We start from the raw sequence: 13,019 nt of genomic DNA, 5'->3' as shown, positions 1-13,019 counted from the left end.
GTTAATCGAGGTTCGGGCGCAGCCAGCGCGTCGCGGTTTCGATATCGACCCCGCGCCTTGTCGCATAGTCGGCCAGCTGGTCCGGGCCGACGCGGGCAACCCCGAAATAGCTCGCGTCGGGATGCCCGAAATAGAAACCCGACACCGCAGCGGTCGGTAGCATCGCAAAGCTCTCGGTAAGGATCGCGCCCGAATTATTGCCTGCGTCGAGCAGGTCGAACAGGATCGGCTTCAGGCTATGGTCGGGGCACGCCGGATAGCCGGGCGCCGGGCGGATGCCGCGGTATTCTTCCTTGACGATCGCCTCGGGGGTCAGCTGTTCGCCGGGCGCATAGCCCCAGATATCGGTACGAACATGCGCGTGAAGCCGTTCGGCAAAGGCCTCGGCAAAGCGGTCGGCCAACGCCTTAAGCAGAATGTCGTTATAATCGTCATGCCCTGCCTTGAAGCGGGCGAGGTGCGGTTCGATGCCATGGATCGCGACCGAAAAACCGCCGATCCAGTCGCCATCCTCGCTGACGAAATCGGCGAGGCACATGTTCGGACGCCCTTCGCGCTTGGCGATCTGCTGGCGCAGGAAGGGGATGCGGACATGCTCTTCGGTTTCTTCGAGATGGATGATCACATCGTCGCCCTCACGGCGGCACGGCCAGAGCGCGGCTACGCCGCGGGCCGTCAGCCAGCCTTCGCCGATGATCTTGTCGAGCATCGCGCGCGCATCGGCGTAGAGGCTCGACGCGCTCTCGCCGACGACCGGATCGGTCAGGATCGCCGGATAATTGCCGGCCAGTTCCCACGCACGAAAGAAGGGCGTCCAGTCGATCCACTCGACGAGTTCGGCAAGATCCCAGCTGTCGAAGACATGCACGCCGGGTTTCTCGGGCGGAAACGGCCGGATATGTTCGTCGATCGCGAAGCCGTTAGCGCGCGCATCCTCGATCGGGATCAGCGCGCTCTGCCCCTTGTTCGCACGCACGTCGCGGACATGCTCGTAATCGTCTTTGTAGCCCTTCACATAGGCGTCACGCCCCGTGTCGCTAACAAGCGCCGTCGCGACCCCAACGGCACGGCTCGCGTCGAGCACATGAAGCACAGGCCCTTTGTACGCCACATCGATGCGCAGCGCGGTGTGGACCTTCGACGTCGTCGCGCCGCCGATCAGCAGCGGCATCGTCATCCCGGCGCGCTGCATTTCCTCGGCGACCGTCACCATCTCGTCGAGCGACGGGGTGATCAGGCCCGACAGGCCGATCATGTCGGCGTCATTCTCGTTCGCGGCCTCGAGGATTTTCGACCAGGGCACCATCACGCCCAGATCGACGATCTCGAAGCCATTGCATTGCAGCACAACGCCGACGATATTCTTGCCGATATCGTGGACGTCGCCCTTTACGGTCGCCATCACGACCTTGCCCTTGCCCTTCGCGCCCGGCTCCTTCGATGCTTCGATAAAGGGCAGCAAATGCGCGACGGCCTTTTTCATCACGCGCGCCGATTTGACGACCTGCGGCAGGAACATCTTGCCCGACCCGAACAGGTCGCCGACGACATTCATGCCGTCCATCAATGGCCCTTCGATCACCTCGATCGGGCGCGGCATCAGCAACCGCATCTCTTCGGTGTCGTCGACGACATGCGCGTCGATGCCCTTGACCAGCGCATGTTCGAGCCGCTTCGCAACGGGCCAGCCGCGCCATTCCTCGGCGGCCTTTTCCTGCGCGGGATTGCTGCCCTTGTATCGTTCGGCAAGCGCGATCAGGCGCTCGGTCGGGCTTTCGGCTTCGCCTTCGACCTTGCGGTTGAGCACGACATCCTCGACCGCCTGCCGCAGTTCGGGATCGATCGTGTCGTAAACATCGAGCTGCCCCGCGTTGACGATCGCCATGTCGAGCCCGGCAGGGATCGCGTAGTAGAGGAACACGCTGTGCATCGCGCGGCGCACGGTCTCATTGCCGCGAAAACCGAAGGACAGGTTCGACAGCCCGCCCGAGAAATGGACGTGCGGACAGCGGGCGCGGATGATTTTCACCGCCTCGATGAAGTCGACCGCGTAATTATCATGTTCCTCCAGCCCCGTCGCGACCGCGAACACATTGGGGTCGAAGATGATGTCTTCGGGTGGGAAGCCGATCGTCATCAGCAGCTTGTAGGCGCGCTCGCAAATTTCGATCTTGCGTTCCATCGTGTCGGCCTGCCCGACCTCGTCGAACGCCATCACCACCACCGCGGCGCCATAAGCCATGCATTTGCGGGCATGGTCGAGGAAGGCCTCCTCGCCCTCCTTCATGCTGATCGAATTGACGATCGGCTTGCCGGGCACACATTTCAGCCCCGCCTCGATGACGCTCCATTTCGAGCTGTCGATCATCACCGGCACCCGCGCGATATCGGGCTCGGCGGCGATCAGCTTCAAAAAGGTCGTCATCGCATATTCGGCGTCGAGCAGGCCCTCGTCCATGTTGACGTCGATGACCTGCGCGCCATTTTCGACCTGCTGACGCGCGACTTCCACCGCCACCGCATAATCGTCGGCGAGGATCAGCTTCTTGAACGCCGCCGATCCGGTGACGTTCGTGCGTTCGCCGATATTGACGAAACTGGAGGAAGCGGCGGTGGTCATCGGTTAATCCTGGCGGGCATCAAGCGGCAAGCGGGCGAGCGAGGACGAGATCGTCATAGAGCTTGCCGCCGACATTGAACTGGCGGGTGCCGATATCGACGAAACCCTGTTTGCGGTAAAAGGCGAGCGCGCGGCTGTTATGCGCATAGACACCAAGCAGCAGGCGGCGATGATCCTTCGCCGCGGCCAAAGCCTGTTTCATCAATCCCGCGCCCACGCCCGTCCCGTGAAAGCGCGACAGCGAGTAGATGCGCTTCAATTCGATATCGCCGTCGAGCGCGGCAGCGAGATCGGGCCTGCCGACCAGCGCGAAGCCAATCGGCGCGCCGCCGGGCTGCGCCTCGGCGATCCACGCCTGTCCGCCGTCGGCGAGATAGGCCAGATAGGCGGCGGCGGTGTGCTGCGCGGCGCAGTGACCGACGATCGCATCGCCGTCGAGAATGCCCGCGAAGGTTTCGAGGAAGGTCGCGGCGCCGATCAGCGCGAGCGCCGGCGCGTCCTCCGCTCCGGCCCTCCGGATCGTCCACGTCGGAATGTCGGTCATCGTTCAGGCCGCCATCGTGAAGGGTTCGAGCCCCGCCAGTCGCGTTCGCACCGGCACCGCCGGAATCTGCCGCGCGGGCAGACCCGCGATAGCCTTTGCCATCGCCGCGATATGCGCAGGGGTCGAACCGCAACAGCCGCCGAGGATATTGACCTGACCATGCTCGGCCCATTCGCGGACGAGCGCCGCGGTCGTGTCGGGCATCTCGTCATATTCGCCAAGCTCGTTCGGCAGCCCGGCGTTCGGGTAAACCATCACCAGCGCGTCGGCGATATCGGAGAGCACGCGCACATGCGGGCGAAGCTGCGCCGCACCGAAGCTGCAATTGAGCCCGATCGTCAGCGGCCGCGCATGGCGCACCGCGTACCAGAAGGCCTCGACCGTATGCCCCGACAGGTTCCGGCCGCTGAGGTCGGTCAGCGTCATCGAAATCATCAGCGGCAGTTCGCGCCCGACCTTCGCTTCGGCCTCCAGCACCGCCGCGATCCCGGCCTTGGCGTTCAGCGTGTCGAAGATCGTCTCGATCAGGATGAAGTCGGCGCCGCCCTCGGCGAGCGCGACGACCTGATCGAGATAGACATTCTTCAGTTCGTCGAAATCGATCTCGCGATAGCCGGGATTGTTGACGTCGGGCGACAGCGACAGCGTCTTGTTCGTCGGCCCCACCGCCCCCGCAATGAACCGACGACGGCCGTCGATCGTTTCATATTTATCGGCGGCTTCGCGCCCCAGCCGCGCGCTTTCATGATTGATGTCGGCGACCAGATGTTCGGCGCCATAATCGGCCTGGCTGATCGTGTTGGCGCTGAACGTATTGGTCGACACGATGTCCGACCCCGCCGCCAGATAGGCCTCGCCGATCGCGGTGACGATGTCGGGGCGCGTCAGCGCGAGGATATCATTATTGCCCTTTTGATCGTGCGACAGGCCAAGGTTGCCGGCATAGTCGGCCTCGACGAGCTTGCGATCCTGGATCTGGGTGCCCCAGCCGCCGTCGGTCAGCAGAATGCGTTCCTTCGCCGCCGCCTGCAGCGCTTCGCGTGCGCTCGTGGTCGAATGGGTCATGCGGCTTTCTCCGTCGCCGGCGCCGCCGACGGGCGCAGGCCGAGCAAGTGGCAGATGGCGTAGCTCAGCTCGGCCCGGTTGAGCGTGTAGAAATGGAAATCGCGCACGCCGCCCGCATACAGCCGGCGGCACATTTCGGCGGCGATCGTTGCCGAAACCAGCTGACGCGCGGCGGGCAGATCGTCGAGTCCGTCGAACAGCGACACCATCCAGCCCGGGATCGCGGTGCCGCACATGTCGGCCATGCGCCGCGTCTGCGAGACGTTCGACACCGGCAGGATACCCGGGATAATCGGCGCGTCGATCCCCGCTGCCGCCGCTGCATCGCGAAAGCGCAGGAAGCTGTCGGGTGAAAAGAAGAATTGGGTGATCGCGCGCGTTGCGCCAGCGTCGAGCTTGCGCTTCAGATTGTCGAGGTCGGATTGCGCGCAATCGGCATCGGGATGGGTTTCGGGATAAGCCGCGACCGAAATGTCGAAGGGCGCGATCGCCTTCAGCCCCGCGACCAGTTCGATCGCATTGGCATAACCATCGGGGTGCGCGCGATAGGGCTCGCCGCCCGGGACATCGCCGCGCAGCGCGACGATATGCCGCACCCCGGCATCCCAATAGGCCCGCGCGACCTCGTCGATCTCGGCGCGCGACGCCTCGACGCAGGTCAGGTGCGCGGCGGGCGGCACGCGGCTTTCGGCGGCGATGCGTGCGACGGTCGCGTGGGTGCGCTCGCGCGTCGATCCGCCCGCGCCATAGGTGACCGACACAAAGCTCGGGCCCAATGGTTCGAGCGTGCGGAACGTATCCCACAGCTGCGCTTCCATCTTCTCGGTCTTGGGCGGGAAAAATTCGAAGCTGACGCCGATGTCGCCTTCAAGATTGGCGAAGAGCGGCGAGGCGGCGGCGCGCCGCGCTTCCGCGAGCGAATTGAGGTTCGACGTCATGCCGCAAGCCTTTTGTTTTGCCCGTCACCGGAGACAGGGGGTTGATCTTCATCGCTGCGGCGGCGGCCGAGCCAGAGCTTGACCGCCAGTTCGCCGCCTTCGAGCGTCTGCGCGGTTTCGAGCAACAGCCCGGCCGAGGCGAACCAGCCGCGGATCTGCGCGTCCGAAAAACCGAGGCGCGCGTGCGCGGCCAGATTGCGCAGATCTTCATCCTCGTGCGGGGCGAAGTCGACGACGAGCAAATGCCCCCCGCCGCGCAGCACCCGGCTCGCTTCGGCAATCACACGATCGGGCTCGTGCGCGAAATGCAATGCCTGATGGATGACGATGCTGTCGATGCTGGCGTCGGCAACCGGCAGGTTCAGGAAATCGCCCTGGAGCAGGTCGACCGGGACCGATTGCCCCTCCAGCTTGGTGCGCGCGATGCGCAGCATTTCAGGGCTGCGGTCGAGCGCGGTGATGCGGCGCGCGGTCGGCGCGAAAATTTCCGCCATCCGCCCGGTGCCGGTGCCGATGTCGAGCAGATGACCGAGCCGGCGGTTGTGCATCATCGCGAGCATCGCCGCCTCGACCTCGCTTTCGGCGACATGGCGCGACCGGATCGCATCCCATTCGGCGGCATGTTCGGCGAAATAGCGTTCGGCGGACGCGGCGCGTTCGTCGCGCACCGCCGCCAACCGCCGCGCATCATGGGTGATGACGCGGGTTTCGCGCGCCGAAAAAGGCCATTTTTCCGCCTGCCCGATAATATCGGCGACCGGTCCTTCCGCCGCGATGCGCAGGAAAACCCAGCTTCCCTCGCGCCGGCGCGCGACGATGCCCGCCTCGACGAGGATACGGACATGACGCGACACGCGCGGCTGGCTCTGGTCGAGCACGACCGCGAGTTCGCCGATCGCAAGTTCCATCTCGCGCAAAAGCGCGACGACTCGCAGCCGCGTCGGGTCCGCGAGGGCGCGGAAAATGTCGATCAGCTCGCTCATGGACCCACATATAAAGCTTTCTTTATATCCGGTCAACCAGCCACCGTGCCACAATTTCCGCCACGCATCATCAAGGCAGGACCGAATTAAGACGAAACGCCGGGGCTCGGACAAAAAGGACGTTGCGCGCCCTTTGGCGAGGGGGTAATTCTCCGCGCGATTGGCAAATTTCGGGATCGATCAGTTCCTGTGCCGGTCGATCAGTTCAAACCGAGAGGGGTATTCCCAAATGAAGAAATCGATCACTCTGTCGCTCGTCCTCGCCGCCTCGATGGGCCTCGCTGCTTGCGCCGATAAGGCTGCCGACGACACGGCCGCTGCAACCGAAGACGCAGCTGCGACCGTCGAAGGCGCTGCTGATGGCGCGATGGAAGCAGCCGAAGGCGCTGCCGACGCGACCGCCGCTGCTGCTGGCGAAGCCGGTGCCGCTGCCGACGCTGCCGGCGATGCCGCTGCTGCTGGCGACGCTGCCAAGGCTGCCGACAAGGCAACCGAAGCTGCTGGCGCTGCCAAGGAAGCTGCCGACGCTGCCAAGGGCGCGATGGAAGAAGCCAAGAAGTAAGACTCTTTCCGGTCTTTGGGCCGAAAGAACAGGAAAGGGGTCGCCGGTTCGCCGGCGGCCCCTTTTTCCTTTTGGGACAGCTGCTTCGCAGCATAGTTGCCAAGCCCCCCATCCATCGTTAACTCTGGGCCTCTTGGCCGCCGCCCGGCCATTGCATTCGAAAGGATTAACCCATGCGCAAGATCATCATCGCCTCGATGGCCGCCGCGGCCTTCAGCCTCGCCGCCTGCTCGGAAAAGGCACAGCAAGAAACGTCGGAAGCCGGCGCCGCCGTCGCTGACGACGCCGCCGCTGCTGGCGACGCCGTTGCCGAAGGCGCTGCCGAAGCCGGCGACACCGTCGCTGCTGGTGCAGCCGACGCCGCCGACGCGACCGCCGCTGCTGCCAAGGACGCCGGCAACGCCGTCGAAGGCACCGTGAACGCGGCTGGCGAAGCTGCCGACAAGGCCGGCGCCAAGATCGCCGAAGAAACCAAGAAGGCCGAAGCCAACGACAAGAAGTAAGTCGTCGGCACGCCTTCGGGCTGATATTGAGGGCTCCATCCACCTCGGATGGGGCCCTTTTTCGTGGGAGCGCATGGAATGACCGACCTTCGAACGACGGGCGCCGCGCTCGCGATATTGATTTTGACGACGGCCTGCAGCCGCACCGACAACGAGCCCGGGCCGGGCGGCGTGACCGTCAGCGAGGCGAGGGCGCTCGACGATGCCGCCGAAATGCTGGAAAGCCGCGACAGCGCGCCTGCTGCCGACGCGAGCATGAGCAAATCAACCGACAAGGCGGCCGAGGCCGGCAAATAGCGCCTTCCCCTCACCACGCGGCGGGGGTAGATTGAACGGGCCCCGCAACTGGCGCTAAAGATGGGATCCCATCGGGAAGCGGGGCTGGCCGGCAGGCCGATTTGAGCCGCGCGCCTGGGTGATCCACTGCCAGTGCAAGGACATCCGCATGACCGATACGCCCGCCACCACAATCGTTTTCCTGCTCTTTCCCGGCATCACCCAGCTCGACTTTACCGCGCCCGCGCAGGCGCTTTCGCGCATGCCCGGCGCCGTTATCGCAGGCGCGGCGGCCAGCCGCGATCCGATCATGACCGACAGTGGCTTCGCGATCGTGCCGACGCATGATTTCGGGGATGCGCCACAGGCCGATATCCTCTGCATCCCCGGCGGCCACGGCGTTGCCGACGCGCTGGGCGATGCTGCGACGACCGATTTCATCACGCGGCAGGCGGCGGGCGCGCAATGGGTAACGAGCGTCTGCACCGGCGCCTTCCTGCTCGGCCGTGCCGGGCTGCTGGACGGCAAGCGCGCGACGACGCACTGGGCCTATACCCATCTGCTGCCGCTCGTCGGCGCCGAGCCGGTCAAGGCGCGCGTCGTCGAGGACGGGAATATCGTCACCAGCGGCGGGGTCACCTCGGGGCTTGATTTCGCACTGACGCTGATCGCCAGATTGCGCGGCGCGGATGTGGCGCAGGCGATCCAGCTGGCGATCGAATATGACCCCGCGCCGCCCTTCCCCGGCGGCCATCCCGATCGCGCCCCCAAGGCGATCACCGCCGGATTGAAAGAGCATGTCTATAACGCCGCCGCAGCGCGTATGGAGGCGGCGCTGTCCCGCGCCTAACCGCAGTCGGCGAGCGTGATTTCGTAAAGCTTCGGCCAATATTTTCCGGTCACGAATAGCCGCTTCTTTTTCGCGTCCCACGCGATGCCGTTGAGCACGCTGTCGTTTCCGCTCGCGCCTGCGTCGGCCTTGAGCCCCGAAAGGTCGACGAGCGAGACCACATTGCCGGTGGCGGGATCGATGCGAACGATGAAGTCGGTCATCCAGATATTCGCCCAGATCTGGCCGTCGATCGTCTCAAGCTCGTTGATCATCGTGATCGGCCGGCCGCCGAAGCGCACCGTGACGCGCTTCTGCTCGTTCATCGTCGCGGGGTCGAGGAACCGCAGCTCGGGCGTCCCGTCGCTCAGTACCAGAGCGTCGCCGACCATGGTGAGCCCCCACCCCTCACCTTGATATCTGAAGGTGCCGACGCTTTTGAGATCCTTGATCGACCAGCGATTGCCGACGCCGCCCTGCCAAGTCACGCCGATGATCTGATCGCCCCAGCGCGTAATGCCCTCGCCGAACTGGTCGGGCGGCAGCTTTGTCTGGGCGAGCGCCTTGCCGGTCTTGAGATCGAGCCGCGCAATCCGCGATCGGCCATATTGGCCGGTGGCTTCGTACAGATGCCCCTTGTCCCAGAACAGACCCTGCGTGAAGCTGGTCGCGTCATGCGGATAGGTCTGAACGATGCGATAACCGCAGCGCTCGATCGCGGGCGGCGGCGCCGGAGGCGTGGCGACTGCCGGCTCGGCGAGCAGCGCAAGGGCGAGGATCAACATCATCGCGGTCCTAGCTATGCCGCATCGTCTGAACTGGCAATGTCCCGCCTCCGCTTTTCGGCGCAAAAGAAAAGGGCCGGAGCATTGCTGCCCCGGCCCTCTTTTTACTGGCTGAGTGCCGAACGGCTTGGACTTAGAAGTCCATGCCGCCCATGCCGCCCATGCCGCCGCCGCCCATGGGCATGGCGGGTTTGTCGTCGGGCGATTCGGCAATGCCGGCTTCGGTCGTGATCAAGAGACCGGCAACCGAGGCCGCATCCTGAAGCGCGATGCGAACGACCTTGGTCGGGTCGATGACACCGGCCTTGACCAGGTCTTCATAGACGTCGGTCGAGGCGTTGAAGCCGAAGCTCGTGTCCTTCTGGTCGAACAGCTTGCCCGCGACAACACCGCCGTCGAAGCCCGCGTTTTCGGCGATCTGGCGAACCGGAGCCTGCAGCGCGCGACGGATGATGTCGATGCCGCGGGTCTGGTCTTCATTGATGCCCGACATGCCTTCGAGGGCCTTGGTGGCATACAGAAGCGCGGTACCGCCGCCGGGGACGATGCCTTCTTCGACCGCAGCGCGGGTCGCGTGGAGGGCGTCATCGACGCGATCCTTGCGTTCCTTCACTTCGACTTCCGAAGCGCCACCGACCTTGATGACCGCAACGCCGCCGGCGAGCTTCGCCAGACGTTCCTGCAGCTTTTCCTTGTCATAGTCGCTGGTCGTCGTTTCGATCTGCGCGCGGATCTGTTCGACGCGGCCCTTGATCGTGCTGGCTTCACCGGCACCGTCGACGATGGTGGTGTTGTCCTTGTCGATGGTGACGCGCTTGGCCTGGCCGAGCATGTTCAGCGTGACGGTTTCGAGCTTGATGCCCAGGTCTTCGCTGATCATTTCACCGGCGGTGAGGATCGCGATGTCCTGCAGCATCGCCTTGCGGCGATCGCCGAAGCCCGGTGCCTTGACGGCGGCGACCTTCAGGCCGCCGCGCAGGCGGTTGACCACCAGCGTTGCGAGCGCTTCGCCTTCGATGTCTTCGGCGATGATCAGCAGCGGGCGACCCGACTGAACCACGGCTTCGAGGATCGGCAGCATCGCCTGCAGATTCGAGAGCTTCTTTTCGAAGATCAGGATGTACGGATCGGCCAGCTCGACGAGCATCTTTTCCGGGTTGGTGATGAAATAGGGCGACAGGTAACCGCGGTCGAACTGCATGCCTTCGACGACATCGAGTTCGAAATCGAGGCCCTTGGCTTCTTCGACGGTGATTACGCCTTCCTTGCCGACCTTTTCCATCGCTTCGGCGATCTTTTCGCCGACTTCGGTGTCGCCATTGGCCGAAATGATGCCGACCTGGGCGATTTCAGCGGTGCCCGAAACGGGCTTCGACTGCGCCTTGATCGTTTCGACGACCTTGGTGACCGCGAGATCGATGCCGCGCTTCAGGTCCATCGGGTTCATGCCGGCGGCAACCGACTTCATGCCTTCGCGCACGATAGCCTGCGCCAGAACGGTCGCGGTGGTGGTGCCGTCGCCGGCCTTGTCGTTCGCCTTCGATGCGACTTCGCGCAGCATCTGGGCGCCCATGTTTTCGAACTTGTCCTTGAGTTCGATTTCCTTGGCGACGGTGACGCCGTCCTTGGTGATGCGGGGCGCGCCGAAGCTCTTGTCGATCACGACGTTACGGCCCTTGGGGCCGAGGGTAACCTTCACCGCGTCGGCGAGGATGTCGACACCGCGAAGAATGCGTTCGCGCGCGTCGCGCGAAAATTTGACGTCTTTAGCAGCCATGTGGCTATTCCTTTCAAAGGCGCAGAAAACTGCGCAACTTTACACTGAAATCGCATCCACAGGGGACGCGGGGGAAATCGCATCCGCGAGGGATGCGGAGACGGTTCAGGCGATGACGCCCAGAATGTCCGATTCCTTCATGATCAGCAGCTCTTCGCCGTCGACCTTGACTTCGGTGCCCGACCATTTGCCGAACAGGATGCGGTCGCCGGCCTTGACGTCGAGCGGGGTCACCTTGCCATCGTCGGCGCGGGTACCGGTACCGACGGAGACGACTTCGCCTTCCTGCGGCTTTTCCTTGGCGGTGTCGGGAATGATGATGCCGCCAGCGGTTTTTTCTTCGGCTTCGATACGGCGGACGAGCACTCGGTCGTGCAGCGGACGGAATTGCATGGATATCTCTCCGGTAATGCAATGGATGTCGTTTTAGCACTCACGGGTTGCGAGTGCTAACAGCCGGCATATGGGTAGGAGTCAGAGGGGCGTCAAGCACCGCGATACAAGATTCTTGCGAAGTTTTTGCGTCAGGCCGGAAGCAGGCCGAGACGGCCACGCATCCGCCAGCGAAGCAGCAGCACCGCCGAGACGACGACTAAACCCACAGCAAGGCCGATCCACACCCCGACTCCGGCGAGCGGGGTCCAGAAGCCAAGGTAAATCGCGGTGCCATATCCCGCGATCCAGTAACCGCAGATCGCGATGATCATCGGCGTCCGCGTATCCTGCAGCCCGCGTAGCACCCCGGCCGCAACCGCCTGCGCCCCGTCGAAAAGCTGGAAGGCGGCCGCGACGACGAGGAACTGCATAGCAAAGCCCACGAGCGCGGCGTTGCGCGCCGCATCGACATCGACATAGATCGATAGCACGAGCCCGGGGAACAGCCACATCAGCAACGCGGTAAAAGCCATGAACCCGATGCCGAGCACCAGCGACGCCTGCCCCGCATGCGTGATGCCGCGATGGTCACGCGCGCCATAGGCCAGGCCGACACGGATCGTCGCCGCCTGCGCGACCCCGAACGGGATCTGGAAGGCGAGCGCCGCGACCTGCAACGCGATCGTATGCCCGGCCAGTTCAGCCTCGCCAATCCGGCCCATCAGGAAGGCGGCGCCAGTGAACAGCCCCGCCTCGGCAAGAATGGTCAGACTGATCGGGGTGCCGATGCGCAGCATATCGAAAAAGCGCGACCATTCGGTGCGCCACCAATTGCCGAACAGATGATAACGCCGCAGACGCCGGTCGCGCTGGATCACGACGACATAAGCGACGAGCATCAGGACGCTGGTCATCACGCTCGAGATCGCCGAGCCATGCAGGCCGAGCGCGGGCATGCCGAGATGTCCGAACACGAGGACCCAGTTGCCGAGCACGTTGACGAACAGCGCGCCGAAGGTGATGACAGTTGCGATCACGGGTCGTCCCAATGCCGAGACGAAGATTCGCAGTACCGCCGCGGCGATCATCGGGAACAGACCCCAAAGAAGGATCAACAGGAAGCCCGCGGCGCGCGCCGACGTGTCCGCCGGCTGCCCCGTCGCGAGCATGATCGGGCCACCCGCAGCGCAAACACCCATGAAGACCAGCGATACCAGCACCGCAAGCCACATCGCCATGCGTACCGTGCGCCGCACTTCCCGCACCGCATGTTTGCGGCGCCCGAGTTCGGCGGCGATCAACGGCGCCGATGCGCCGATCAGTCCCGTCCCCGTCCAGAGCAACAGACCAAAGATCGCAACCCCCAGCGACGAGGCGGCAAGCGCGGCGTCACCGAGCCGCGCGACGAAGATCACGTCGACCGCATGAACCATCATCTGCAACAGGTTTGCCGCCGCCAGCGGCACGGCGAGCGCCAGCGTCGCCCGGAACTCCTTGCGAAGACCCTGCGGTGTTTCCGCGGTCAAGGGGGCAGCCTGCTGCAACATAGCCGGCCCGGATAGGCGCGCGAGTCCGGGGGTTCAATACCGGGCGGTGCCGGGCAGGCCATTTGTGGGCGAGGGTGGCAGAAAGGCAACAGGCGAGGCCTTCTCCCTGGATGGGAGAAGGGTCGCGAAGCGGCCAGGCGGAGTTGGATGAGGGTGATGGCGCGTCATCGCGCCGCCGCTTTGGGCCGAAGCCGCACTCCGACCGCTGCGACTAG

13 protein-coding genes and 1 riboswitch are annotated in these 13,019 nt (G+C 64.4%); of the genes, 4 read left to right on the top strand and 9 right to left on the bottom strand.

The genetic code is table 11. From position 1 onward, the window contains the following. Position 1 precedes the first annotated feature (1 nt). Genes metH through AC3A43_RS14730 form a run of 5 tightly spaced genes read right to left on the bottom strand, consistent with a single transcriptional unit; the run spans position 2 to position 6,150 of the window. Positions 2 to 2,620, bottom strand: coding sequence for a methionine synthase (metH, locus tag AC3A43_RS14750; protein ID WP_487793312.1), 2,619 nt, complete (start codon positions 2,618 to 2,620; stop codon positions 2 to 4). A gap of 19 nt (positions 2,621 to 2,639) precedes the next feature. Next, positions 2,640 to 3,164, bottom strand: a complete 525-nt coding sequence (locus AC3A43_RS14745; RefSeq protein ID WP_487793311.1) for an N-acetyltransferase family protein — start codon at positions 3,162 to 3,164, stop codon at positions 2,640 to 2,642. Between the two features lie 3 nt (positions 3,165 to 3,167). Further along, a complete protein-coding gene (locus AC3A43_RS14740) occupies positions 3,168 to 4,229 on the bottom strand; it encodes a homocysteine S-methyltransferase family protein (protein WP_487793310.1) in 1,062 nt (353 codons plus the stop codon). After that, positions 4,226 to 5,167 carry a methylenetetrahydrofolate reductase gene (gene metF, locus AC3A43_RS14735; protein ID WP_487793309.1) on the bottom strand — a complete coding sequence of 314 codons (942 nt, stop codon included), beginning with the start codon at positions 5,165 to 5,167 and terminating at the stop codon, positions 4,226 to 4,228. Before metF ends, AC3A43_RS14740 begins: the two co-directional genes overlap by 4 nt. Next, the gene (locus AC3A43_RS14730; RefSeq protein ID WP_487793308.1) at positions 5,164 to 6,150 is read right to left on the bottom strand and encodes an ArsR/SmtB family transcription factor; all 987 of its coding nucleotides are present in this window, start codon (positions 6,148 to 6,150) and stop codon (positions 5,164 to 5,166) included. Before AC3A43_RS14730 ends, metF begins: the two co-directional genes overlap by 4 nt. A 229-nt stretch (positions 6,151 to 6,379) precedes the next feature. Here AC3A43_RS14730 and AC3A43_RS14725 point away from each other — a divergent pair, with 229 nt between their 5' ends. The 4 genes from AC3A43_RS14725 (at position 6,380) to AC3A43_RS14710 (ending at position 8,341) form a co-directional block, all read left to right on the top strand. Continuing rightward, entirely contained in the window at positions 6,380 to 6,712 is a 333-nt protein-coding gene (locus AC3A43_RS14725) for a hypothetical protein (protein ID WP_487793307.1), read from the top strand. A 173-nt stretch (positions 6,713 to 6,885) separates the two neighbouring features. Next, positions 6,886 to 7,215, top strand: a complete 330-nt coding sequence (locus AC3A43_RS14720) for an entericidin EcnAB (RefSeq protein ID WP_487793306.1) — start codon at positions 6,886 to 6,888, stop codon at positions 7,213 to 7,215. A gap of 78 nt (positions 7,216 to 7,293) precedes the next feature. Then, positions 7,294 to 7,512 (top strand): hypothetical protein, encoded by a 219-nt coding sequence (locus AC3A43_RS14715; protein ID WP_487793305.1) that lies wholly within the window; start codon positions 7,294 to 7,296, stop codon positions 7,510 to 7,512. A 34-nt stretch (positions 7,513 to 7,546) separates the two neighbouring features. Next, a riboswitch (ZMP/ZTP riboswitch) is annotated at positions 7,547 to 7,639 on the top strand. A gap of 21 nt (positions 7,640 to 7,660) precedes the next feature. Further along, entirely contained in the window at positions 7,661 to 8,341 is a 681-nt protein-coding gene (locus AC3A43_RS14710; RefSeq protein WP_487793304.1) for a DJ-1/PfpI family protein, read from the top strand. Here the strand turns inward: AC3A43_RS14710 and AC3A43_RS14705 are convergent. From AC3A43_RS14705 to AC3A43_RS14690, 4 genes are all read right to left on the bottom strand, one after another. Further along, on the bottom strand, positions 8,338 to 9,108 hold the full coding sequence (locus AC3A43_RS14705; RefSeq protein WP_487793303.1) for a glutaminyl-peptide cyclotransferase: 771 nt from the start codon (positions 9,106 to 9,108) through the stop codon (positions 8,338 to 8,340). The two genes, AC3A43_RS14710 and AC3A43_RS14705, sit on opposite strands and share 4 nt — an antisense overlap. A gap of 130 nt (positions 9,109 to 9,238) precedes the next feature. Continuing rightward, complete coding sequence (gene groL, locus AC3A43_RS14700) at positions 9,239 to 10,882, bottom strand: chaperonin GroEL (protein WP_487793302.1); 1,644 nt, start codon at positions 10,880 to 10,882, stop codon at positions 9,239 to 9,241. 105 nt (positions 10,883 to 10,987) lie between these two features. Next, positions 10,988 to 11,275 carry a co-chaperone GroES gene (gene groES / locus AC3A43_RS14695; RefSeq protein ID WP_037514464.1) on the bottom strand — a complete coding sequence of 96 codons (288 nt, stop codon included), beginning with the start codon at positions 11,273 to 11,275 and terminating at the stop codon, positions 10,988 to 10,990. A gap of 131 nt (positions 11,276 to 11,406) precedes the next feature. Then, entirely contained in the window at positions 11,407 to 12,804 is a 1,398-nt protein-coding gene (locus AC3A43_RS14690) for an MATE family efflux transporter (RefSeq protein WP_487793301.1), read from the bottom strand. Positions 12,805 to 13,019: the final 215 nt, after the last annotated feature.

This window comes from Sphingopyxis sp. Soil_C_28 (assembly GCF_057657055.1).
Note: the sequence above shows the minus strand (reverse complement) of the source record. Positions and strands in the feature narration are given on the sequence as shown.

Excerpts from the sequence above, each read along its gene's own strand:
- metH (WP_487793312.1), bottom strand. The coding sequence starts at position 2,620 with ATGACCACCGCCGCTTCCTCCAGTTTCGTCAATATCGGCGAACGCACG.
- AC3A43_RS14745 (WP_487793311.1), bottom strand. The coding sequence starts at position 3,164 with ATGACCGACATTCCGACGTGGACGATCCGGAGGGCCGGAGCGGAGGAC.
- AC3A43_RS14740 (WP_487793310.1), bottom strand. The coding sequence starts at position 4,229 with ATGACCCATTCGACCACGAGCGCACGCGAAGCGCTGCAGGCGGCGGCG.
- metF (WP_487793309.1), bottom strand. The coding sequence starts at position 5,167 with ATGACGTCGAACCTCAATTCGCTCGCGGAAGCGCGGCGCGCCGCCGCC.
- AC3A43_RS14730 (WP_487793308.1), bottom strand. The coding sequence starts at position 6,150 with ATGAGCGAGCTGATCGACATTTTCCGCGCCCTCGCGGACCCGACGCGG.
- AC3A43_RS14725 (WP_487793307.1), top strand. The coding sequence starts at position 6,380 with ATGAAGAAATCGATCACTCTGTCGCTCGTCCTCGCCGCCTCGATGGGC.
- AC3A43_RS14720 (WP_487793306.1), top strand. The coding sequence starts at position 6,886 with ATGCGCAAGATCATCATCGCCTCGATGGCCGCCGCGGCCTTCAGCCTC.
- AC3A43_RS14715 (WP_487793305.1), top strand. The coding sequence starts at position 7,294 with ATGACCGACCTTCGAACGACGGGCGCCGCGCTCGCGATATTGATTTTG.
- AC3A43_RS14710 (WP_487793304.1), top strand. The coding sequence starts at position 7,661 with ATGACCGATACGCCCGCCACCACAATCGTTTTCCTGCTCTTTCCCGGC.
- AC3A43_RS14705 (WP_487793303.1), bottom strand. The coding sequence starts at position 9,108 with ATGATGTTGATCCTCGCCCTTGCGCTGCTCGCCGAGCCGGCAGTCGCC.
- groL (WP_487793302.1), bottom strand. The coding sequence starts at position 10,882 with ATGGCTGCTAAAGACGTCAAATTTTCGCGCGACGCGCGCGAACGCATT.
- groES (WP_037514464.1), bottom strand. The coding sequence starts at position 11,275 with ATGCAATTCCGTCCGCTGCACGACCGAGTGCTCGTCCGCCGTATCGAA.
- AC3A43_RS14690 (WP_487793301.1), bottom strand. The coding sequence starts at position 12,804 with ATGTTGCAGCAGGCTGCCCCCTTGACCGCGGAAACACCGCAGGGTCTT.